Source organism: Paenibacillus sp. 2003, from assembly GCF_031455635.1.
Taxonomy (GTDB): domain Bacteria; phylum Bacillota; class Bacilli; order Paenibacillales; family Paenibacillaceae; genus Paenibacillus; species Paenibacillus amylolyticus_B.
In genome coordinates this window covers 485,416-507,180 of sequence record NZ_JAVDTB010000001.1, presented here as the reverse complement: position 1 = coordinate 507,180, position 21,765 = coordinate 485,416, and the positions used below count along the sequence as shown (strand labels likewise).

At 47.1% G+C, this 21,765-nt stretch carries 17 protein-coding genes; 3 read left to right on the top strand and 14 right to left on the bottom strand.

What is annotated here, in order from left to right; all coding sequences use genetic code 11:
- Nucleotides 1–30: 30 nt before the first annotated feature.
- Nucleotides 31–468 (bottom strand): MerR family transcriptional regulator, encoded by a 438-nt coding sequence (locus J2X75_RS02405; RefSeq protein ID WP_124113904.1) that lies wholly within the window; start codon nucleotides 466–468, stop codon nucleotides 31–33.
- 169 nt (nucleotides 469–637) lie between these two features.
- Between J2X75_RS02405 and J2X75_RS02400 the strand changes: the two genes are divergently transcribed.
- The 3 genes from J2X75_RS02400 to J2X75_RS02390 all read left to right on the top strand — a co-directional run bounded on the left by J2X75_RS02400 (nucleotide 638) and on the right by J2X75_RS02390 (nucleotide 4,164).
- Nucleotides 638–1,486 carry an SDR family NAD(P)-dependent oxidoreductase gene (locus J2X75_RS02400; protein WP_310334105.1) on the top strand — a complete coding sequence of 283 codons (849 nt, stop codon included), beginning with the start codon at nucleotides 638–640 and terminating at the stop codon, nucleotides 1,484–1,486.
- A 295-nt stretch (nucleotides 1,487–1,781) separates the two neighbouring features.
- Complete coding sequence (locus J2X75_RS02395) at nucleotides 1,782–2,945, top strand: oxalate decarboxylase family bicupin (RefSeq protein ID WP_310334104.1); 1,164 nt, start codon at nucleotides 1,782–1,784, stop codon at nucleotides 2,943–2,945.
- A 79-nt stretch (nucleotides 2,946–3,024) separates the two neighbouring features.
- Nucleotides 3,025–4,164 (top strand): zinc-dependent alcohol dehydrogenase, encoded by a 1,140-nt coding sequence (locus J2X75_RS02390; protein ID WP_150364392.1) that lies wholly within the window; start codon nucleotides 3,025–3,027, stop codon nucleotides 4,162–4,164.
- A 138-nt stretch (nucleotides 4,165–4,302) separates the two neighbouring features.
- Here J2X75_RS02390 and J2X75_RS02385 read toward each other — a convergent pair whose 3' ends face one another.
- The 13 genes from J2X75_RS02385 to J2X75_RS02325 form a co-directional block, all read right to left on the bottom strand.
- Entirely contained in the window at nucleotides 4,303–5,091 is a 789-nt protein-coding gene (locus J2X75_RS02385; protein ID WP_310334103.1) for a class I SAM-dependent methyltransferase, read from the bottom strand.
- Between the two features lie 199 nt (nucleotides 5,092–5,290).
- On the bottom strand, nucleotides 5,291–7,258 hold the full coding sequence (locus J2X75_RS02380) for a PTS fructose transporter subunit IIABC (protein WP_091032340.1): 1,968 nt from the start codon (nucleotides 7,256–7,258) through the stop codon (nucleotides 5,291–5,293).
- A 90-nt stretch (nucleotides 7,259–7,348) separates the two neighbouring features.
- The gene (gene pfkB / locus J2X75_RS02375; protein ID WP_310334100.1) at nucleotides 7,349–8,260 is read right to left on the bottom strand and encodes a 1-phosphofructokinase; all 912 of its coding nucleotides are present in this window, start codon (nucleotides 8,258–8,260) and stop codon (nucleotides 7,349–7,351) included.
- Between the two features lie 2 nt (nucleotides 8,261–8,262).
- On the bottom strand, nucleotides 8,263–9,009 hold the full coding sequence (locus J2X75_RS02370; protein ID WP_017689448.1) for a DeoR/GlpR family DNA-binding transcription regulator: 747 nt from the start codon (nucleotides 9,007–9,009) through the stop codon (nucleotides 8,263–8,265).
- Nucleotides 9,010–9,323: 314 nt separating this feature from the next.
- Nucleotides 9,324–9,809, bottom strand: a complete 486-nt coding sequence (locus J2X75_RS02365) for a hypothetical protein (RefSeq protein ID WP_310334097.1) — start codon at nucleotides 9,807–9,809, stop codon at nucleotides 9,324–9,326.
- Nucleotides 9,810–9,943: 134 nt separating this feature from the next.
- The gene (locus J2X75_RS02360; protein WP_249911190.1) at nucleotides 9,944–11,374 is read right to left on the bottom strand and encodes an NAD(P)-binding domain-containing protein; all 1,431 of its coding nucleotides are present in this window, start codon (nucleotides 11,372–11,374) and stop codon (nucleotides 9,944–9,946) included.
- Nucleotides 11,375–11,694: 320 nt separating this feature from the next.
- A complete protein-coding gene (locus tag J2X75_RS02355; protein WP_047842338.1) occupies nucleotides 11,695–11,934 on the bottom strand; it encodes a DUF896 domain-containing protein in 240 nt (79 codons plus the stop codon).
- A 111-nt stretch (nucleotides 11,935–12,045) separates the two neighbouring features.
- Nucleotides 12,046–15,630 (bottom strand): collagen-like protein, encoded by a 3,585-nt coding sequence (locus tag J2X75_RS02350; RefSeq protein WP_310336620.1) that lies wholly within the window; start codon nucleotides 15,628–15,630, stop codon nucleotides 12,046–12,048.
- Between the two features lie 516 nt (nucleotides 15,631–16,146).
- A complete protein-coding gene (locus J2X75_RS02345) occupies nucleotides 16,147–17,100 on the bottom strand; it encodes an NAD-dependent epimerase/dehydratase family protein (protein ID WP_310336619.1) in 954 nt (317 codons plus the stop codon).
- A 118-nt stretch (nucleotides 17,101–17,218) separates the two neighbouring features.
- Entirely contained in the window at nucleotides 17,219–17,740 is a 522-nt protein-coding gene (locus J2X75_RS02340) for a TetR/AcrR family transcriptional regulator (RefSeq protein ID WP_105598084.1), read from the bottom strand.
- 235 nt (nucleotides 17,741–17,975) lie between these two features.
- Nucleotides 17,976–18,788 carry a hypothetical protein gene (locus J2X75_RS02335; protein ID WP_310334092.1) on the bottom strand — a complete coding sequence of 271 codons (813 nt, stop codon included), beginning with the start codon at nucleotides 18,786–18,788 and terminating at the stop codon, nucleotides 17,976–17,978.
- Nucleotides 18,789–19,769: an ABC transporter substrate-binding protein gene (locus tag J2X75_RS02330; protein ID WP_310334091.1), complete on the bottom strand. Its 981-nt coding sequence runs from the start codon at nucleotides 19,767–19,769 to the stop codon at nucleotides 18,789–18,791.
- Between the two features lie 108 nt (nucleotides 19,770–19,877).
- Nucleotides 19,878–21,479 (bottom strand): AraC family transcriptional regulator, encoded by a 1,602-nt coding sequence (locus tag J2X75_RS02325; RefSeq protein ID WP_310334090.1) that lies wholly within the window; start codon nucleotides 21,477–21,479, stop codon nucleotides 19,878–19,880.
- Nucleotides 21,480–21,765 lie beyond the last annotated feature (286 nt).

Here is a 21,765-nt window from a genome sequence, read left to right as displayed (position 1 = left end):
GTTTTCGGATTCAAATAGGCAGCTGCGCCATCAAGAGAATATGTTCTGTTTTTCAAAAACAGACATCTGGTTCTCCCCGGTAATAGGACATTCATCAGGATACATACTTCGTTTCTCCAACTTCTCATCGATAAAATCAACGACTTGTTGTAGCGAAGCAATCTGTGCTTCAACTTTCTTCCGGTGATTCACAAGCATCTCCCGTTCATCCGGGAAATCTGCGAGATCGGAATCCATGGACATTTGTAAATAAGGCTTCATTTCCTCCAGAGACATCCCTGTTTTTTTCAGGCAAGTGATCAACTTCATCGTATGGATATCCTCAGAGCGATATACCCGATGGCGATTGGCTTTGCGTTCCGCTCGGGGAAGCAGCCCAATCTTCTCATAATAACGAATTGTATCTTCCGATAATCCGGCCTGTTCTGACGTTTCTTTAATGGAGAACACTTCATTCTCACTCATCATATGGGCCTCCTCCATATTTATTTCTCTCCATATTACAACTTGGAGCTGACTCCAAGTCAAGCATGATCCCTTCCACCCTAACACCCCTTGACTTGGAGTCGACTCCAAGTTATAGAATGAGCGCAGCATACAGATTCGTTCTGTAAACCCATTCTATCTGGAGGTATATATGAATATACAAAATCAGCTTCGCACCGCTCTCATCACAGGTTCAACGTCAGGAATTGGTCTTGAACTGACACGCAAGTTACTGGCTGAAGAATGGCAGGTAATCGGTCTCAACCGTTCTGCTTTCCCATCCGAGGATACCGATATTCAGAACGCCTTACGTTCAGGCCAGCTCCGTTGGGTTCAGGCTAATCTGACCAACTACGACAGTTTGAGAACTGCACTGGATCAGATTAAATCCGATACCGATTCAATTGATGTTTTGTTTAATAATGCCGGGGGCAGCGCTGCCGAACTCCGTTATTCTGATCAGGGGCATGAACTGCACTTTGAACTTCAAACTGTAGTCCCTTACATCATCTACATGGAATTAGTGGAGCTATTGCTCAAAGGACAGATGAAAACAGTCGTCAATACTTCCACCACCGCGTTCAGTATGGTCAAACAATTTGATCTAAACATCCTGGAACGTCCAGCTGAATTCAAAAAGCTGTTTGGTCCCTATGCTGTCTCGAAGCTTGGTCTATCTCTATGGACACGTGAGGTTGCCAATTCTGCCAAAGCGGATGGCATACAACTGCTTAGCGTAGATCCCGGTGGAAATAATACGCTGAGGGGTAACAAAACATCCGGCCTGCCCTTCTATATCAAACCTATTATGAAATGGTTCTTTCCTCATCCAAGCCATGGCGCTTCGCTGCTCTACAATGCGGCTTTATCACCCACCAGACATGAATCCGGTACATTTCTGGTGAAAAATAAAGCGACAGCACTTCGTTTCACAGAGCAAGGTCCTGCCGTTCTCCATCGGGTAAATGAGATCTATGAGCAACGTTTTCATACAGTGTAGTCTGGAAAGCTCCCAACCAACCCATCTTAATCATGAGATGTTGAGCGCTATATCATCAGCGCCCCTCCCTCATTGAAGAGCATCTTCAATCCGATCTGGAATTCTGCCTTCATTTGATTCGATAACCGGATTCATTGATTGTTCGACTTCTCACATACGTATAAAGACGTGACCGCATGCGGTCACGTCTTTTTTGTCGTTTGTCCCTCATATTATCCAGGCCCTGATTCATAGGTGTAAACATAACGATGCAATGTCGCGTGTGACATGTTATTGAATCTGGAGGGATCACTCAATGACCAAAGGAAAGCAACCTAACGAAAAACCATTTATTATCCCGCAACCCATTCGCAGTGATGGCGCTGGAGGACCTGATCTGGGACCCAGAGACGTCATGAGAGATATACAGAACCCCGATATGTTGGTACCTCCGGTAACCGATAACGGGTTATTGCCCAATCTAAAAATGTCTTTTTCCGATACGCATATGCAATTGAACCATGGGGGTTGGTCACGTGAAATCACCGTACGGGATCTCCCTATTGCCACTACACTGGCTGGTGTGAACATGAGCCTGACACCGGGAGGTGTACGAGAATTGCACTGGCATCAACAATCCGAGTGGGCCTATATGATCTGGGGAACGGCAAGAATCACTTCGGTAGATCAGAACGGACGTAATTTTATTGCGGATGTCGGTCCCGGCGATCTCTGGTTTTTCCCAAAAGGTCTCCCCCATTCCATTCAGGGACTGGAGGATGGTTGTGAATTTCTGCTTGTGTTTGATGACGGGTCCTTCTCCGATCTGAATACGTTATCCATATCGGATTGGTTTGCCCATACCCCACCAGAGGTATTGTCTGTTAATTTCGGCGTGCCCGAATCCGCTTTTCAGTCGATGCCGAAGGAACAGGTCTACATTTTCCAAGATACCGTCCCGGGTTCCATCGAGAGCCAGGAAGTTCAGTCGCCATATGGTACCGTTCCTCTCACATTCAAACACCGGTTGCTGGCTCAAGAACCGCTCATCACACCCGGCGGAAGCGTGCGGATCGTAGACTCCACTAACTTCCCCATCTCAACTACCGTTGCAGCAGCACTCGTTGAGATCCGACCTGGCGCCATGCGCGAGCTGCACTGGCATCCCAATGCGGATGAATGGCAATATTATCTGACAGGACAAGGAAGAATGACAGTGTTTGGAGGCAATGGCATTGCTCGTACATTTGACTATCGGGCTGGAGATGTCGGATATGTTCCTGTCGCAATGGGACACTACATACAGAATACCGGCACAGACACTTTATGGTTTTTGGAAATATTCCGAAGTGATCGATTCGAGGATGTATCGCTGAATCAGTGGATGGCGTTAACCCCTCGTGATCTGGTCCGTGACAATCTTAATGCGCCGCCCATGTTACTCGATGCCTTGCGTAAAGTAAAATGGCCTGTCGTTTAATTTAGTATGTATATCTATCATTTATGCTGAAATGGGGTAATTGTCAGAGAATCCCACTATATAAGGAGGAATATGAAAGATGAGAGCCGTTACGTTTCAGGGAATAAAGGACATTCAAGTCAAAGAGGTTGAAGATCCCAAACTGCAACAGAAGGATGACATTATCGTTCGTATTACTTCTACAGCTATATGTGGATCGGATCTGCATATTTATCAGGGAGCCTTGCCTGCTGCCAAAGATTACGTTATCGGTCATGAACCGATGGGCATTGTGGAAGAAGTAGGTCCTGAAGTGACACGTGTGAAGAAGGGGGACCGTGTGGTCCTGCCTTTTAACATCGCTTGTGGTGAATGCTTCTATTGCAATCATGACATGGAGAGCCAATGCGATAATTCCAATGGCAATCCGGATATTCATACAGGTGGTTATTTTGGGTTCACCGAGCGTTACGGAAACCACCCTGGAGGTCAGGCGGAATTATTGCGTGTTCCCTACGGGAACTTCACTCCGTTTGTGATTCCGGAATCCTGTGAACTGGAAGATGAAGCCTTATTGTTCCTGTCCGATGTTCTTCCAACCGCTTACTGGAGCGTCGAGAATGCCGGGATTAAACCGGGAGATACGGTGACCGTACTCGGTAGCGGACCCATTGGGTTGATGACGCAGAAGTTCGCCTGGATGAAAGGTGCCAAACGCGTTATTGCCGTGGATCGCCTGCCCTATCGACTGGAGAAAGCCAAACGTTTGAACGATGCAGAGATCTTTAATTTCGAAGATTACGATGATATGGGTGAGCACATTCGCGAGATTACACAAGGCGGAACCGACGTTGTTATTGACTGTGTAGGTATGGATGGTAAAAAAACCACGCTGGAGGAGATCGGGCAGAAGCTCAAACTTCATGGCGGTTCACTGAGTGCGATCGAAATCGGCATGAAAGCGATCCGCAAATTCGGTACACTCCAACTTACGGGTGTATATGGCTCTTCCTACAACATGTTTCCGTTAGGCAATTTGTTTGAGCGCAATATCAATCTTAAAATGGGACAAGCTCCTGTTATACATTACATGCCTGAATTATTCCGCAAAATCACTGCTGGTGAATTTGATCCAACCGAGATCATCTCCCATCGGATTTCACTAGAGAATGCAAGCGATGCGTATCGCATTTTCAACGATCATGAAGACGAATGTACCAAAGTTATACTAAAACCCTGAACCGTCGTTTTGATTATAAATATGCAAAATAAAACAAGCAGAACTACCTGTTCAAGGTACTCTGCTTGTTTTATTTTATCAACATTCATCCTTTAGCTCTTTCATAAACTGCTCAGCTAAATCTTTTGTTTTACCTAATCAGACATGAGTCGGTTTAATCGCTTGGATATACACACTTTCTCCTTGGAAGCTGTCGAGCTTCCCGTTCGTTGTCACTTCAAAATTAAAAAATTTTCTGATGATGGATGGTGCGCTCAACATGCTCGCTTCAAGTTCCCTTCTCTCCCGTTCCGGCAGTGCTGCACGGTTACACCACTCTTCAAACTTAAAGCGCTTCTGGAAGGAAACCATCGTTTCCATTCGGAAGCCCGCATACTCCAGCATATGAATCCATTCCGTCTTGCGCCATGCTCGAACATGGCTTGCATCTCGGCACTTCTCCACTTCATTGTAAAACTGGTCATTCTCATCACGTTCAGGTGCCACGTTGTCAATGAATAACAACCTTCCACCAGGCTTCATAACTCGTAATGCCTCATGAACAAACGAAGAAACGTCCGGAAAATGGTGAGCAGCGATTCGGCAGGTCACAAGGTCAAAGACATCATCATTGAATGGCAGCTTCTCTGCATCTCCGGCTACAAAATCTACATTACCGTGTCCATTCCCCTGGATAAATGCTTCAGCTACCTGAAGCATTTCTTCCGTTAGATCGAGGGCTGTCACCCGCTGAACAAGTGGAGCCAATGCATTAGCGACATGCCCTCCTCCAGTGGCGATATCCAGCACGTTCATATCCGGAGTGGCTTGAGATGAAGCCACGAGCAACGCGAGATCCTCACCTTTGGCATGCCCCGCACTCGTCACGTATTTTCCTGCATTTTTCGCAAACTGCTTCTGCACCTGACTTTTAATTACATCAGACATTCCAATTCCTCCTGCATAAGTTTCATTAGACGAAACATAGTTTCAAAATATAATTATATTTAGTTTACCACACATGAATGTAAAATCTAAATAAGCATTTTACACAAATCCGGAGGCAACTTTCCACTACCTGACGAAAAAGCTGAAATAAAAAACATCCCCCAAGTGAGTTTCACCCAGGAGATGTTTCTTATATTTGTTACTTCACAAGCGTTGGTGACTTCTTCCACAGTCCCAGAATCAGACCGGAGATCACAGAACCAATCGCAACAGCGAGCAGGAACAATAATGCGTGGTTCGCCAGTGCTGCAACAAAAATCCCGCCGTGCGGAGCTGGTACATTAATGCTCCACAGTTGTGTCAATCCGCCAGCAACAGCGGAACCCAGAATACAAGAAGTCAATACACGCAATGGATCAGCCGCAGCAAATGGAATTGCACCTTCTGTAATGAAAGAGAATCCAAGTACATAGTTAGTCAGGCCTGATTTGCGTTCTTGCTCTGTGAATTTGGATTTGAAGAACGTTGTTGCAAGTGCAATCGCCAGAGGAGGCACCATACCGCCTGCCATAACCGCTGCCATCCATGCACCGTCTGTGTTACCACTGGATGTGAATACGCCGATAGCGAACGTATAAGCCGCTTTGTTGAACGGTCCACCCATATCGATGGACATCATACCGCCAAGCAACAAGCCCAACAATACCGCATTACCTGTACCCAAGTTACCAAGTGCATCTACAAGCCATGTGTTCAGGGAACCAAAGATTGGATCAAAGACATAGAAACTGATGGCACCCACGATCAGCAAACCAAATACCGGATACAGCAAGATTGGTTTCAAGCCATCAATCGCTTTTGGCAATCCTTTGAACAACTTACGGAGACCAATAACAACATAACCCGCCAGGAAACCGGCAGCCAAACCACCAAGGAAACCGGCGTTTGAGTTAACCGCCATCAATCCACCGACCATACCAGGCATCAGGGCCGGGCGATCACCAATGCTCATCGCGATAAATCCGGCAAGTACCGGAATCAGGAAGTGGAATGCACCTGTACCGCCACCGATCGTTTGAAGCAGTTGCACAATCGGATTCTCAGGGCTAGCAAGCTGTTCGAACAAGAAGGAGATTGCTAGCAGGATACCGCCACCTACAACGAATGGCAGCATATGCGAGATACCATTCATCAGATCTTTATAGATTTTGCTACCTACACTGATTTTGCCACCGCTTGCGCCCTCTTCTTTGGCATTTCCGCCTTGGCTGCGATAGATTGGTGCATCACCGTTAACGGCCTTGCGAATCAGCTCTTCGGATTTACGGATTCCATCACTCACCGGTCTTTGCAATACCGGTTTGCCATCGAAACGTGCCATCTCCACATTTTTGTCTGCGGCAACGATAACCCCTTTAGCCCGAGCGATCTCATCAGCAGTCAGAACATTCTGCGCTCCTTCAGAGCCGTTTGTCTCTACGCGAATATTGATGCCCATTTCCTGAGCTTTCTTTTTAAGTGCATCTTCAGCCATAAACGTATGCGCTATACCAGTTGGACAGGCTGTAACCGCAACAACAAAATCTTCCGAATTTGCATTACCTACAATCACACCAGAGGTATTCTGTTGCTGACCAGTAGTAGAAGTGGATGCGACATTTGCTGCTTTTTCAGCTTTTGCTTTTTCTTTGGCTGCTTCCTTCTCCGCTGCTTCTGCCTGTTTGGCATCAAACAATGCACTAACTTCGGCAGGTGTATCTGTACTCATCAATTGTGAGATGAAATCGCTATCAATCAACAACCTGGAAAGAGCTGCAAGCGTACGCAGATGGGTATTACCTGCGCCTTCTGGAGCTGCAATCATGAAGAACACATGAGCTGGCTGATCATCCAACGCTTCAAAATCAAGCCCTTTTCTACTTTTGGCAAATACAACTGTTGGTTCGTTCACCGCTGTTGTTTTGGCATGTGGCATTGCAATTCCGCCACCAATCCCCGTGCTGGATTCAGCTTCTCTTTTATAGATCATTTCCTTGAACAGGACCGGATCATTAATTCGTCCGCTTCGGTTCAGGCTTGCAATTAGTTCATCAATAGCCTCATCTTTGGTTGTGGCTTGCAGGTCCATGATCATCGTTTCCTGGATCATCAAGTCTGTTATTCTCATCTTGGTACACTCCCTTAAGTTCAGTCGGCCTGCATAGGCAGGCCTCACTACATTACAATTACAATGAAAACCTTTTATATGGCCTTTAGACTAGATTGTCGTAATGGTTACTTGATTGCGCAATTCATCAATCAATTCACGTGTTGCCAGATCATCCGAGAACGCAGTCGCGCTTCCAGATGCAACCCCTGTGCGGAAAGCTTCCAGCAAATCTCCGCTCTGTACATAGGTACCTACGAATCCGCCAATCATGGAGTCACCGGCACCAACCGAGTTTTTCACAATGCCTTTTGGCACATTCGCATGATGAACTTCCGCTTTGGTAATGAATAATGCACCCTCACCTGCCATGGAGATCAACACATGTTTGGCACCGGCTTCCAGCAACTTACGCCCGTATAACACCAGTTCCTCGCGAGTATCAATCGTTACACCGAACAGTTCAGCCAGTTCATGATGATTTGGCTTCACCAGCAATGGTGCATGTTCAAGAGCTTCCATTAACGCAGGGCCAGTTGTATCAATCACAAATTCGGCACCCGTATGCTTGCAGACTTTAATGAGACGATCATAAAAATCCGTTCCAAGTGAAGGCGGTACACTTCCGGAGAGAATGACAATATCTCCTTTTTCCAACGAAGACAATTTGTGAAGCAACTGCTCTGCCTCTTCTGCACTTATTGCAGGTCCAAGACCATTAATCTCTGTCTCTTCTCCATGCTTCAGCTTGATGTTAATGCGAGTATCGTCTGCAATCGTGACAAAGTCTGTCCGAATGTTATCTTCTTGCAACTTGTCATTAATGAAACGTCCAGTAAATCCACCAAGGAAACCAATGGCCGTGTTATCTGCTCCAAGTTGATTCAGTATGCGAGAGACATTAATGCCTTTGCCGCCAGGGAGCTTCAAATCCCGATTCATTCGATTCAATCCGCCAAGCTTCAGCTCATCAATTTCCACGATGTAATCAATGGACGGGTTAAGTGTTATCGTATATATCATCGTTATCCCTCAATTATTTTAGTTTTCTGGGCGATTCCAGGCCGCCAGTGTTCTGGCATCTGCTCGGTAATCAAATCGGCCTCCTCCAAATCAAACAATTTGGCAAAAGTAATTTCCCCTATTTTGCTGGAATCAGCCAGCACATAAGATTTTCCCGACAATTGATGTGCACGCCTTTTAATCAAGGCTTCCTCTGGATCCGGTGTTGTATACCCCATTTCGGGATCAACTCCGTTGCTTCCAAGAAAACATTTATCAAAACGGAAATTATCCATGTTCTGTAATGCGATACTGCCAATGACTGCTTTTGTATGAATTTTCATCATACCTCCAAGCAAATAACTGCGAATACGTTTGCTTACCAAAGCTTCAACATGTGAAAGTCCGTTGGTAACAACCGTTACGTCCTTAGCTTCAATAAAAGGAATCATGGCTAACGTTGTCGTTCCTGCATCCAAATAGATGCATTCGCCATTTTCGATCTCCTGTGCAGCCAAACGCGCAATCGTCGTTTTTTGTTGAATGTTTTTGAACGTTTTTTCTTCCATGCCCGGTTCCAGCGTTTTTTCATTCACCAGTGCGGCACCGCCGTGGATGCGTTTGAGCATCTGACGACTCTCCAGATCAATCAAATCACGCCTAATCGTTGATTCAGAAGCACCCAACACATCAACAAGCTCTTGCAACTTCACAATTCCCTGTAAATGTAAGCGCTCTATAATTGCAGCATATCGTTCTTCAGTCAGCATCTTCATTCCTCCAACTGCTTCTATAGTATCATAATCCAATCAAAAAACAACCACTTTCATTCAAAATAATTTAAAAACATTCAAAAACACGCATCTTTCGACTTATTTCCTTGTCCAATTGTCCCTTTCTCTGACGCCTGAACGCACATCTGATATTTTAGTCCCTATTTTATCGAATGGTGGTAACCTGACTTACTTCATGTTCTTAAAGTTGCAATTCCTTGCCCTTCGTGTCTCCATTAAAAATCCTGCAGCCTCCAGCGCTTGATGCGCGGCGTTGCAGGATTTTGCTTATCATGGGAACTTTATGACGTTTATGAATCTACAAACATTGCATCCGGTTTGGGTTTAAGCCATTTTCCATCTTCATTAATAAAAGCCCCCTTGAAGCGGCCCATCTCCAATTGTTCAATCAGCCTCTCCTCATCCATGGCCAAAATTTCAGCGAGCTGCCCCGAGGTGTAATAATCAGCGGGGTTGTAATCGAGCAGCACAGGAACAGACGTATCATATAGTTCTTTGATCAGATTCTCAAAAGAATGCCGACCCAGGTTCTCCATGTCTCTATAAAACTGCAAATGTTGGGACACCATATTACGGAAAGATTTATTCTCCAGATGCATCCACAACGTATTGCAGGCCTGAACACTCATATGATTTTGTTCCACATCGTAAAATTGAACTTCTTCAATCTTCATGTATTTCTCTTGAAATGCAACGATCTTAATCAAAGGTACATTTCGTTTACGTGACGCTTTCTTCAAATGGGCTCTAAATTGTTCATAGTTCATTTCATTCATCTATTATCCCTGCCTTTAACATGTTCCAACCGACATTTTACAACAAATTAAAGGCAAGTGTAACCTTCATCATATGAAAAACAAAAAAACGTGCAGCAACAGATGCCACACGTTCACAATATTATAGAGTGCGATTACTCAGCGAGGGCACCACTTTTCACCCACGTAGCCGTAAATTCCTGTTCTTCATACGCATAGAATTGTTGCAAAATAACCTCCCGATCATCGAGGAACAACTGATCGGCTATGGCAGAGACTAGTTTCGGCACCGCGCTCTTGGTTCCCGATATTGCCGATGCCGACAGACCACAGCTGGCAAGTGCAGAGTAGTTGAATACAAACAGTCCATGCAACTGCTTCTCACCCTGTTCACTCCTGCTTGTCATTGCAAACCCGGAACTCAGGTATGGATGTGCGTCCAGCAACGCATTGCGATGCTCTGGCGGAGCCTCATAACAGTCCTCCCAGCGCGCGATGTATGGCTCCACAAGCCTCAGCTCAGGACGGAGTGCCGGATCACTAAGAAGACCTGTGCTAATAATTAGAAAATCAAACGTAAATGTTCCCTTTGCCGTGCGCACAATCGCGCCTTGGTCCGTCGCTTCTACACTCAGCCATGGAGCGTTCAGATGCAGCTCGAATCCTGGCCAAGCTGCCGCACGATTAAACGTATCGTTGGTTGGCGGTTGATTGAATTTGAAGAAATGAGAGATCACTTCATATTTATCAGCAACCGGAAGAGCGTGGTATCGCTCAATCATACCGGATTGTTCCATCTGACGAATGGGATTAACACTAGGCAGTTGTTCCCGCCGCACAAATACATGAGCTTCTGCCACACCTGTGGCAAGCGCATAACTGGCATTATCAAAAGCAGAAGCGCCGCCGCCAAGCACAGCAACCCTTTTACCTTTTAACCGATCAAAATCAATCGCTTCCGACGTATGGGCATACCGATCCCGAGGTAATCTATCCGCAATCATGGATGGCACATGCCACTCTCCGCCCCCTTGTATTCCCGTAGCAAACACTACTTTGCGAGCAAGTATAACATCCATCTGAGTTCCTGCCTTGTTCACATGAAGTCGATGTATTCCGTCCTCTGTTGGCTCAACCAGTGTCAATTTCACCTCATTAAGCACAGGCAGCTTCAATACTTCCCGATACCAGCGCAAATAATTCATCCAGTCTCCACGCGGGATCTTGTCTACCTCTTCCCAACCTTCGGGCCCAACCTGTGCTTCCCACCATGAGCGAAAGGTTAACGAGGGGATCCCCAGATCGATGGAAGTCAGATGCTTGGGTGTACGCAAAGTAACCATACGCGCATATGTCTCCCAAGGTCCCTCAAGCCCCGATGTATTCTCGTCAATGACGACAATATTGGAGATCCGTTCACGAAGAAGTCCAAATGCCGCCCCTAATCCACTCTGGCCTCCGCCCACAATGACAACATCATAGACATGACCATCCGCATGTTCTCTTGGACGCACCCAATTCGCGCCACCAAATGACAAATAAGCTAGATCTTTCTTCACACGTTCATTCAAAGCCTCCAGACTCATGATTCATCAACCCTTTCGAGATACATATATGAACTAGTCTTTCTTTAATTATTTGATGTGAGTTTTTTGTCAGTTATATTGAGGGGAATTGTGCTTTTACCTTGTGTTGCTGAGATATATTAGCGTTATTATATGGGTAATCGGGGATGAATTGAAGTTGGCGTCATATTTATTGTCATCAACACTAAAAATATCTAACATGCTTGTTAATCCGCACGAAATCCGAACTGGATTATTGATGCAGTTCCTGCTGAACGAATGATTTGCAGAAAAAAAAGACAGACCAAGATGTAACCTTGGTCTGTCTTATTAAAGTAATGCTATTGGCCTGCTTGTTCACGGCGCTGCAATTTTTCATTGGTTAATTTCTCAGGGGTCACATCATGCCCCAGTGGGTCCACAACGGATACTGCCAGCATGGTTGTCAGCACCTGACCTCGAATAGCCTGCAAATATTGTTTTCTAAGCTCCTGCTGCTCGCTTTTTTCTGCTTTTGTCAAGCCCACGCTGCTGCGTTGTTTTCGACTTAATTCATTGATGCGTCCCAAAATAGGAATCATGTAATCCACCTCACTTGTTAGTCCAATTTCCAAAAGATATTTCGAATATCTTCAAACTAACTTATTACAACTTTACGAATTTGTCCATAGGCGCAATCCGTTGAGAAGTGTTTAGGTGATCTCATGCACAGACCACACAATGCCATTTGTAGCACCACTGCCCAGATTCAACGTAATCGTCAGCCCGTTTGCAGCATAGAACAGTCCAATCACATCTCCCGCATTCAATGCCACTTCTACCGCCAAAGTAACTGCACCGCTTCCCAGCACTGCCCGCAGTGTTAGTAGTGTAACTGCTATATTGAGTACGGGCAATAAACCACTAACTAGCGTTGTAACTGTCGGTGATGTCCTCTGGACTAGAAAGGCTGGGTTAACTCCAGCACCCAGTGATAGGGCGATCGCTGCGGTCGTTGCATAATTGATCGTGGCCACAATGGAATATCTCCCTGTCACCGGGACCGTATAATTTCCTGTTGTTGCATTGAAGTTGGCATTACCGTAATAAGGACTCGTTGTCGTCCAGTTGGTTAACTGAGCGCTCGTTGCTGTCGAAAGTGTCGCCAGGAAGGCCGAGAACCCTTGTGTTGCAAAATTGGGGCCGGTTGGTCCAGTGGCTCCTGTCAATCCCGTGGCACCTGTTGTTCCTGTAATTCCTGTTGCTCCCGTAGCTCCGGTTGCACTAGTTACACCAGTTATGCCGGTAGCTCCTGTAAGTCCGTTAGCACCAGTTGGTCCAGTCGGGCCGGTTGGACCTGTGATGCCTGTAACCCCAGTAGTTCCAGTAGCTCCGGCAACCCCAGTGACCCCAGTTGCACCTGTAGAACCAGTAGCTCCCGTTATTCCTGTTTCTCCAGTTGCTCCGGTCGCGCCAGTTATACCTGTAACTCCTGCTGAACCAGTACTTCCGGTGGCTCCTGTTACACCCGTGATACCCGTAATTCCTGTTGTGCCTGTGGCTCCTGATACACCTGAGAGCCCTGTAGCCCCAGCTGCTCCGGTCGCGCCAGTAATACCTGTGGGTCCCGTGGTTCCTGCTGTTCCAGTCGCGCCGGTCGGTCCCGTTACACCTGTCGGGCCGGTAACGCCTGTTACACCCGTCTCTCCTGTAATACCCGTGGCTCCTGTTGCTCCAGTCACACCTGTGATCCCAGTGGCACCAGTTACGCCAGTAACTCCCGTAGTTCCCGTTGCTCCAGTAGCCCCGGTGGGTCCCGTCACACCAGTCGTACCTGTGACCCCTGTTGGACCCGCCTCACCAGTTTGGCCAGTTGTGCCGGTGGCACCTGTCATTGCAGTAGCTCCAGTCACACCCGTAATGCCAGTTACGCCGGTCGTGCCGGTTGCTCCTGGTTCACCAGTAATACCCGTTGGACCGGTTGCCCCTGTAGCACCAGTCGCACCAGTGGCTCCGGTTGGTCCTGTTGGTCCTGTCGTGCCTGTTGCACCCGTCTCTCCTGTAATGCCCGTGATTCCTGTTGCTCCAGTAGCCCCGGTAGGCCCCGTCACACCAGTCGTACCTGTGACCCCTGTTAGACCCGTCTCTCCAGTGGCACCAGTTGCTCCAGTCGTTCCAGTAAATCCTGTATTACCTGTAACCCCAGTAAGTCCAGTTACTCCCGTCTCGCCAGTTTGGCCAGTTGTGCCAGTGGCGCCTGTAGTTCCAGTAGCTCCAGTCACACCCGTAATGCCAGTTACGCCCGTCGTGCCGGTTATTCCTGTTTCACCAGTAATACCCGTTGGACCGGTTGCCCCTGTAACTCCTGTAAATCCAGATACCCCAGTAACGCCAGTGGTTCCAGTCGCTCCCGTAATCCCGGTTAGACCCGTCTCCCCAGTTAATCCAGTAAGTCCAGTTACTCCCGTAACTCCGGTTGATCCTGTCACACCAGTTTGACCAGTGACTCCGGTGGAACCCGTACTCCCCGTTGCTCCAGTCGTACCCGTTTCCCCTGTGGCTCCGGTCGCACCTGTTGTACCTGTAACACCAGTTAATCCAGTCGCACCGGTTGGTCCTGTGAACCCTGTTTCTCCAGTTGATCCCGTCACACCAGTCGTACCTGTCGCCCCTGTTGGACCTGTAGCTCCAGTAGTTCCGGTTGCACCAGTAATTCCTGTGGCTCCTGTTACACCAGTAACTCCCGTGATACCCGTTGCCCCAATCGTACCTGTTGGTCCTGTTTCACCAGTAGTCCCTGTTAGTCCTGTAGTGCCTGTCGGACCGGTTATACCAGTAACTCCAGTCGTACCTGTGCTCCCAGTTAGACCCGTCTCTCCAGTGACGCCTGTGGCTCCTGTCACACCAATTGTACCCGTAACGCCAGTTAAGCCAGTTGGCCCTGTTTCACCGGTGACCCCGGTTATGCCAGTAGCTCCGGTATTACCAGTTGAACCAGTAGCCCCGGTGAGACCTGTCGTGCCAGTTACACCTGTGACTCCGGTTGTCCCCGTAATTCCCGTTTCACCAGTTGTTCCCGCCGCACCCGTACTTCCAGTAGCTCCAGTTATACCTGTTAGTCCTGTCTCTCCTGTTGGGCCAGTCAAACCGGTAGATCCCGTTACACCTGTAGCCCCGGTGACACCAGTGACTCCTGTTAGCCCTGTGTTTCCTGTTGCACCAGTTGTTCCGGTTGCGCCGATTACTCCCGTGGCACCTGTACTTCCTATTTCTCCTGTTTCTCCTGTTGAGCCAGTTACACCAGCTGTACCCGTGATTCCTGTGATCCCAGTCGCACCAATGGCTCCGGTCACGCCTGTGATACCCGTGGTTCCAGTAAAGCCAGTTAGTCCAGTTGTACCTGTAATCCCTGTGGCTCCGGTCTCACCGGTGATTCCGGTTACCCCTGTTAACCCTGTCGTTCCTGTTGGACCGGTAACTCCCGTTAGTCCTGTGAACCCTGTTTGACCTGTAGTTCCAGTTGCTCCTGTAGTTCCGGTTGTTCCTGTTTCGCCAGTGCCCCCGGTGGGGCCCGTTAGACCAGTCGTACCTGTAACTCCTGTTGGCCCCGCCTCACCAGTACTTCCTGTCGCTCCGGTGAATCCTGTCAAACCAGTCGTGCCGGTCGCACCTGTGCTGCCCGTAAATCCAGTAATCCCTGAAGCACCAGTATTTCCAGTAACGCCAGTGATGCCTGTCGTGCCTGTTTCGCCGGTTGCTCCTGTCACTCCCGTTAATCCAGTTGCTCCCGTAGTGCCTGTTGTTCCAGAAGTACCAGTGCTTCCTGTAACTCCAGTCTCACCCGTAATACCTGTTAGACCCGTCTCTCCAGTGACGCCAGTCGCTCCCGTCGCACCAGTACTTCCTGTAGTTCCGGGTACACCAGTAGCTCCCGTAGACCCGATCCCCCCAGTGGGTCCTGTCGTACCAGTAAGTCCCGTTAGACCCGTTTCCCCAGTGGCACCAGTTGCTCCGGACGGGCCTGTGATTCCAATTTCGCCAGTACTTCCCGTTAATCCAGTCGCACCCGTAATACCTATTAGACCCGTCGGGCCTGTAATCCCTGTAGCCCCGGTCACGCCTGTAACACCAAATCCGGTAATTCCAGTTGCGCCGGTTGTTCCTGTGACTCCAGTCGATCCTGTTCCCGTTGCACCTGTATCTCCTGTGCTTCCTGTAGATCCAGTTGCTCCCGCCTCACCCGTTGGACCGGTCGGACCTGTAAATCCTGTAGTTCCAGTCACACCTGTGGTGCCCATCAGTCCGGTAGCTCCTTTTGCACCTGTGACTCCAGTTATTCCGGTACTTCCCGTGGTTCCAGTTACTCCGGTTCGTCCTATTAAACTGGTTGCTCCCCATATGCCGGGATACCCAGGGTCTCCGGTTAACCCAGTAGCGGCTGTTGCTCCAGTGAATCCTCTCATTCCCCGATAACCCCGTGGGCCGCGAAGGAAAGGAATCCTGTGGCTTTTCTTTTTTTTGCATTTACGTCTGCTTTTCTTACAAGACTTCCTCTTCTTTTTTGGGATAGAGTGCTTTTTTGATTTTTTTGCTTTCCGTTTACCTGTACTGATTGAGGAAATTTTGCGTTTCCTTTTGGATATACCGCTCACAAGAGAACCCCCCCTCCCTGTACACCACGTCAAATCCCCGCATTTTACAATAGTACACTCTATGCCCTGGACTAGCTTTGTGCGCCCCTATTCAATATACCTATAAAACCTTCACGATTAGTGATCAATCAAATTACTTTTCTCTAAAAAATATATTTCCCTCTACTCCCCCTGCAACTCCTTAATCGTCAACGCAATTCCTTCTTCAAAAGATGTTGCCACAACCGGGCCAATCCGTTCCTCATACTTCTGTCTACTCAAGATCAGGGGTTCCTCGGTTAGATATAACATTTCTACAATTTCTTTCATAACGGGTACACCTAGTCCAATCAACGACAACCCTATTTTTCCTAACGCCATCACAGGTTTGCTTCTTCCCGCAGCCTTCTGTGCCAATCGCACGATGTCATGACCCGAGATGATCCCCGATCCAGGAATGTTCCAATTCTGTCCATACGTCATCTCTCTACTAGCCAGCTCCACCACCATGACTGCAGCATCCGGTAAATAGATGTACTCTCTGGGTACCTTCATATTCCCGATAAAAAAAGCCATCTTTCCTTTTGCTATCGCTTCAAGGGTTGAACCCAGATAGGAAGCCTGATTGGCCGATGGGCCATAATAGTCTGGCAAGCGAACAATCATCACCTGAGCTCTGGTCCATCTTGTGCTGAATAACATCTGTTCATATGCAAGTCGTGTCTTGCCTTTGCGGGTATGTGGCTGTTTCGGATGTTCTTCGGTTACTTCCTTCATTTGTCTTCTGCCATAAGGGTAGATTCCGTCTATTACCACCACATTCAGACCCAAGTGTTCTGCTGCCGCCATCACGGATTCGCCCAGCGGAATTAGCCTGCTTTCCATCTCGTTATACGGGACATTCGCACAATGAAACATGACATCCGTTTCTAGGGAAGCAGCGATAATATCATCCGACCGAAATGCATCTCCCACTGCGATTTGCAGGTGATCTGGAGATCCCAACTTTACCGCAAGTTGCTCCAGTTTTTGACGGGATCGCCCAAATGCAATTGTAAAAATACCCCGTCTAATCAATTCTTCCGTAATTGCTGCACCTGTTCCACCTGTGGCTCCGATCACAATAGCTCTTTTCATCATACATCGACCTCTTTCATCCATTTAGTTATTGATCAATTACTTACCTGAAAACAATATAAACCATATTTAGTGATTGATCAATAACTAAAATTCAAAAAGGGATTTTCCTCCCTCTCTATCGCTCCTTCAGCTCCGGCATATCCAGTGCATTAGATACATTACACAACATCCCGATTGCCAGAAAAATCATGGTTCTTTTTAGCGGTTCAGCAATTCCTGCAACGGTGAAAGCTTCCAGTACCATGCTTCGTACATCACTAATGCCTTTTTGCATGGCCTGACGAATGACTTCCTCCCGGATCGTTTGCGCCTGCATCTGAAGCAAGATTTCGCTCTTGTGCGATTCCAGAATCTTATCGTAGGCTTCAATTAGATCATGTTCCAACTGATCTGGCGTCGCCGTCTCAACCACAATTCGAAACGAATCAATCACCCGTGTCCATGAGACCTCAATTGCAGTTAATAATAAAGCTTCTTTTGTTTTGAAAAAACGAAATATATACGGCTGTGAGATCTGTGCCCGTTCAGCCACCTGGGCTGTAGTCGCACGATAATAGCCAATTTCCGCGAAGACGTCAATTGCTGCAGAGATAATATCATTTCGCCGGTTAACCGACGCTGCTGTATCTTTAGCCATGGTAATTCGCCCTCCAATAGTTAGTGATTAATTGATCAATAGCTTGTAGTATAACGAATACTATCCCTCAATGCAAAGGTATCGTGACCCTGTACAAAGCCAACAAACCCGCAGACGCTGGCTCAAGCCGCTGCAGGTTGTGTAGCTTGTTGATCCTAGATTCTACCCATTGGAAACCGAAGAGAACATGGATTGTCTGAAACAGATTCGTACCCTGCGGTACAAGAGTGTCTGTTCACTGCTGGAGAAGTTTGCTCAATCGGGAATCCGAATCCAGCTTCGGACAACTGTTGCAATAACCATGTGTATGACTGCCGTCTCCAACTTGATAAGCCAAACAACAATATCGACGTATCAAGAACGGCGGTCCTTGCCACTCGGGGTGATCAAAGCGATTCAGCTTCATGGCAAATGTAAATGCATTTTCATTTTGTTCGTCAAACCATAGGCTTTGATCTTCCTTGATCTGTTCAAGCCGCTGATCCGTCTTCCATATGCTCTGATCATTGATCATTCGTTCATACAATTGTTGCACATTATGGGCAACTAGAGACCACATTACCTTATCGCTCGCTCCTGTACTAACGGCTACTGCTCGCAGAACGGGTTCCAGATGTAACAGCATTCTCTTCTTGAGCAAGCCGCTCTCTGATCTGCGCTGAACAGGATCTCCACCCTCCAGAAAGGAGCTCTTCAGCCGAGTCTCATATCGCATGCCACCTGCTCCATTCAATTCAAACCGCACATCATCGTCTGCAATGCTAAGTATCGTATCGTATAGACTGAATGCTGAGATTACGGACATAACAAATACGGAGTAACGCTTAGCAAAAAGTGTACCAACGGCCACACTTCCTTTGCCTCCCAGTTGAAGCCCTTGCTGCATAGCCTGTTCACGCAATATCAAGTTTCGTTTCTCTTCATTCAGCAGATCCTTCACACGGAAAGGATACTTGGAATCATCGCAGTCCACTTGGATCGTCGTCACAAAAAATTGCTGTAACGCTTCCGACATCTCTGAATAATCATGTCTTGGATAACGTCTCATCTATTGAATCATCTCTTCAACTTCGTTGATAATCTCGCTTCGCCCAATCGCTCCCCAGCCCTTAAACAACCAGAACGAGTCTGTCGTATAGACCTGATCTGCACCAACAGCCGGTACTCCCTTCCAGAGTGAGCTTGCATTGATGTTGTTTAAATACTCATCGGCATTTGGGTCAATCTCCAGAACTACAAAATCAGCATCCACATCTGCAATTTTCTCCATGGATAAGTCCTCACGTTGTTCGGCAGGTGTCACAATCGTTGGCACAAATCCAAGATCATCATATAAAAGTGTGTTGGTTGGATGTCCTTTTGCCGCGTATATTTGCAAGGTCTTCTCTCTTACACGCAGATAAGCCAACTTTTTTTGATCCAGTTGTTCGATCTTCGCTTTTAGTTGCTTCGCCTGTTGCTCTACCTCGGCTATCTTTTCTTGTGCCAGATCCACTTTGTTGTACATCCCGGCAATGGTCAACAGATCCTGTGTCCAATAGGTTGTATCATCAGCATAATCCAGCCATTCGGTACCAAGTACAATCGTCGGAGCGATTTTCTCCAACTGATCATACATACTCTCCGCAGTTCGACTCTCAATAACGATGACATCCGGATCAATCTGAAGGATAGCCTCCAGGTTAGGACTATCTGCCGACCCTACCGTTGGAACGCCGGCAAGCTGATCTGCAAGGTAAGGCAAATAATCTCCTCCGTAACGAACTTCTACATTAACGCCTGCTGGTTTCTCACCAATCGTCAACATGTGATCGATGTAAGCAGCAGATAATACCACCATACGCTCTATCTTTTGCGGTACAACCGCTGTTCCTTTAAGATGCTCAATCGTTTGCGTACCACTCTCTTCCACAGGTGTATCCTGTTGCGGAGGCGTTGCTTCCGTTACTTCTGATGCCTTGCTACATGCCGTCAGAACGAGCACAAGCAGGGCCAACAGTATCATCGTTGCTGCTCTCTGTCTTACCATTTGTAGTAAATCCCCTCTGCTATTTAATAATAATAATCATTATCACTATAGTAGGGAAAAGCATACAGGCTTACCATGGATTATTCCACTCTCTTCTCTTGCACAATATCACCGTAAGGTAACCCCAAGTTTCTCTGCCACATATCGCATGGCCCACATGCGTCCGGTGGGACCCAGCGTTTTGAAAAAAATATCTCCTGCATTATATACATGGCCTTCTTGAACAGCCTTTAATGCCAACCATGCACTGGATTGCTGTAATTGCCTCAGTTGAGCACGTGCCTCTTCTGTGGGATCGACCATTACAAACACATGATCCACGTCATATAACTGCAAATCGCTAACTTTACTCTCTACAGCCCACTGTTGTTCCGGAAAATCACGAGGCAAATAAAATCCCAGATCATCATACAATAGGGCTCCTGTCTGGTTGTTCAATCCATACATTCGGTAGAAATGAGAAGTCACCCGGATGAACATGGCACTCTGTTTCCCCCACCTCGATTGAATACGCCCTCGAAGAACCCGACTCAGTTCAGCATGTTGTTCTATCCACTGTACAGCCTGTTCGGTGCGGCCCATAATGTCCGCCATATACAGAAGCCTTTCCCCAAAATGGTTGGTGTGCTCCAGCATGGTGGTAGGCGCGATACGATGCAGGGAGTCATTTGGTTCCAAACGATCACTCGTAATGATCAGGTCCGGTTGGACTCGCCTCAAATCATCATAGTTCTGATTGAAGCTATCCAGGATAAGTCCCTGATGACTGTGTGCTTGAAGCGCAGGTATGGCAATATGACGAGCCACCCTCTGACCATAGGATAAAGCGGATACTGGCCTCAAACCGAGCGTTATCACATAATCGTCCAACCCGTAATATAAGGTGGCAATGCGATTCACTTTATTTTTCATATACAACGTTGGGGCGATTCCTTCGTTTTTCTTGAAGACTCTGCTGAAATAGTGCTCGTCCTTATAACCCACTTGCTCCGCAATTTCCTTGATTTTATCTGAAGAAAATAACAGCTGCTTGGCCTTTGCCATACGTAGTTTCAGTATATATTCAATTGGGGTCATATTTAATTGCCGTTTGAACGTTCTGATAAAATGGTTCACACTAAGCCCTGCCATGCGGGCCATCTGATCAATTCGAATGTCTTGCATATACTGATGCGTCATATATTCAAGTGCCAAATCCATCCCTGCTACAGGGGGTGTCGCTTCATTCACGTGCATCATTAGCTGAATCAACAACTGATGCAAAAGATGTTTCCTGCGCGTCTTTTCCAGACTCGTAAACGAGTGTTTTCCACTCATCAGGGTATCCATCATCTCCTGAATATCACGTGTATTGGAAGGAACATTAAGTTTGCCTGTCACAGGGAGATCAAATGCCTCGGTATGCCAAGCATTCTTACGCCGGGTAAGTGTAACACAGGAAAATAAAATGATCTGATATCGGACAGGTGCTTCCATATCCGTCTGAAACTCCACATGCATTCCTGGCTTCAACAAAAACCACTCGTCTTGAGATACCGTATGTACAATGTTATCCATAGACAAAGATCCCTTGCCAACGATGACCCTGCAAATGGCGAACCTTTTCCAGATCCGACGCTGTACAGCCCCCGGATTGCTAGAGTAATGGCAGACGTGGACAGCAGAGAAATGTAGTTGCTCCAGTTGTTTGATCCAATCATTTTCCTCCATGATGACGTCCCCTCCCTGTTCTGATCCGATTCTCTGTTAACTGATTAAACTCTATTTTTTTAGCTTTCAACAGTAAATTTTTCAGTATAATTCCTTTTATTATAGATAGATTGATAACAATTCTCAATAACATAAATAATCAATATTAACTTATACATTTGGACACCATATACGGACTGTAATGTATACGTAGCGGGAAAATAGCGCCAGCATCAGCAACATTTTCTAAGCTGTTGCAAAATCATAAACGGCATGATATATTAATTGAGCCATCAATGATTGACGC

Bases quoted from the DNA above. Each gene is read 5' to 3' on its own strand.
- J2X75_RS02370 (WP_017689448.1), bottom strand. From the start codon at position 9,009: ATGCTGACTGAAGAACGATATGCTGCAATTATAGAGCGCTTACATTTA.
- J2X75_RS02360 (WP_249911190.1), bottom strand. From the start codon at position 11,374: ATGAGTCTGGAGGCTTTGAATGAACGTGTGAAGAAAGATCTAGCTTAT.
- J2X75_RS02345 (WP_310336619.1), bottom strand. From the start codon at position 17,100: ATGAAAAGAGCTATTGTGATCGGAGCCACAGGTGGAACAGGTGCAGCA.
- J2X75_RS02355 (WP_047842338.1), bottom strand. From the start codon at position 11,934: ATGATTCCTATTTTGGGACGCATCAATGAATTAAGTCGAAAACAACGC.
- J2X75_RS02335 (WP_310334092.1), bottom strand. From the start codon at position 18,788: ATGAGACGTTATCCAAGACATGATTATTCAGAGATGTCGGAAGCGTTA.
- J2X75_RS02330 (WP_310334091.1), bottom strand. From the start codon at position 19,769: ATGGTAAGACAGAGAGCAGCAACGATGATACTGTTGGCCCTGCTTGTG.
- J2X75_RS02365 (WP_310334097.1), bottom strand. From the start codon at position 9,809: ATGAATGAAATGAACTATGAACAATTTAGAGCCCATTTGAAGAAAGCG.
- J2X75_RS02385 (WP_310334103.1), bottom strand. From the start codon at position 5,091: ATGTCTGATGTAATTAAAAGTCAGGTGCAGAAGCAGTTTGCGAAAAAT.
- J2X75_RS02340 (WP_105598084.1), bottom strand. From the start codon at position 17,740: ATGGCTAAAGATACAGCAGCGTCGGTTAACCGGCGAAATGATATTATC.
- J2X75_RS02350 (WP_310336620.1), bottom strand. From the start codon at position 15,630: ATGGGCACCACAGGTGTGACTGGAACTACAGGATTTACAGGTCCGACC.
- J2X75_RS02390 (WP_150364392.1), top strand. From the start codon at position 3,025: ATGAGAGCCGTTACGTTTCAGGGAATAAAGGACATTCAAGTCAAAGAG.
- J2X75_RS02400 (WP_310334105.1), top strand. From the start codon at position 638: ATGAATATACAAAATCAGCTTCGCACCGCTCTCATCACAGGTTCAACG.
- J2X75_RS02380 (WP_091032340.1), bottom strand. From the start codon at position 7,258: ATGAGAATAACAGACTTGATGATCCAGGAAACGATGATCATGGACCTG.
- J2X75_RS02405 (WP_124113904.1), bottom strand. From the start codon at position 468: ATGATGAGTGAGAATGAAGTGTTCTCCATTAAAGAAACGTCAGAACAG.
- J2X75_RS02395 (WP_310334104.1), top strand. From the start codon at position 1,782: ATGACCAAAGGAAAGCAACCTAACGAAAAACCATTTATTATCCCGCAA.
- pfkB (WP_310334100.1), bottom strand. From the start codon at position 8,260: ATGATATATACGATAACACTTAACCCGTCCATTGATTACATCGTGGAA.
- J2X75_RS02325 (WP_310334090.1), bottom strand. From the start codon at position 21,479: ATGGAGGAAAATGATTGGATCAAACAACTGGAGCAACTACATTTCTCT.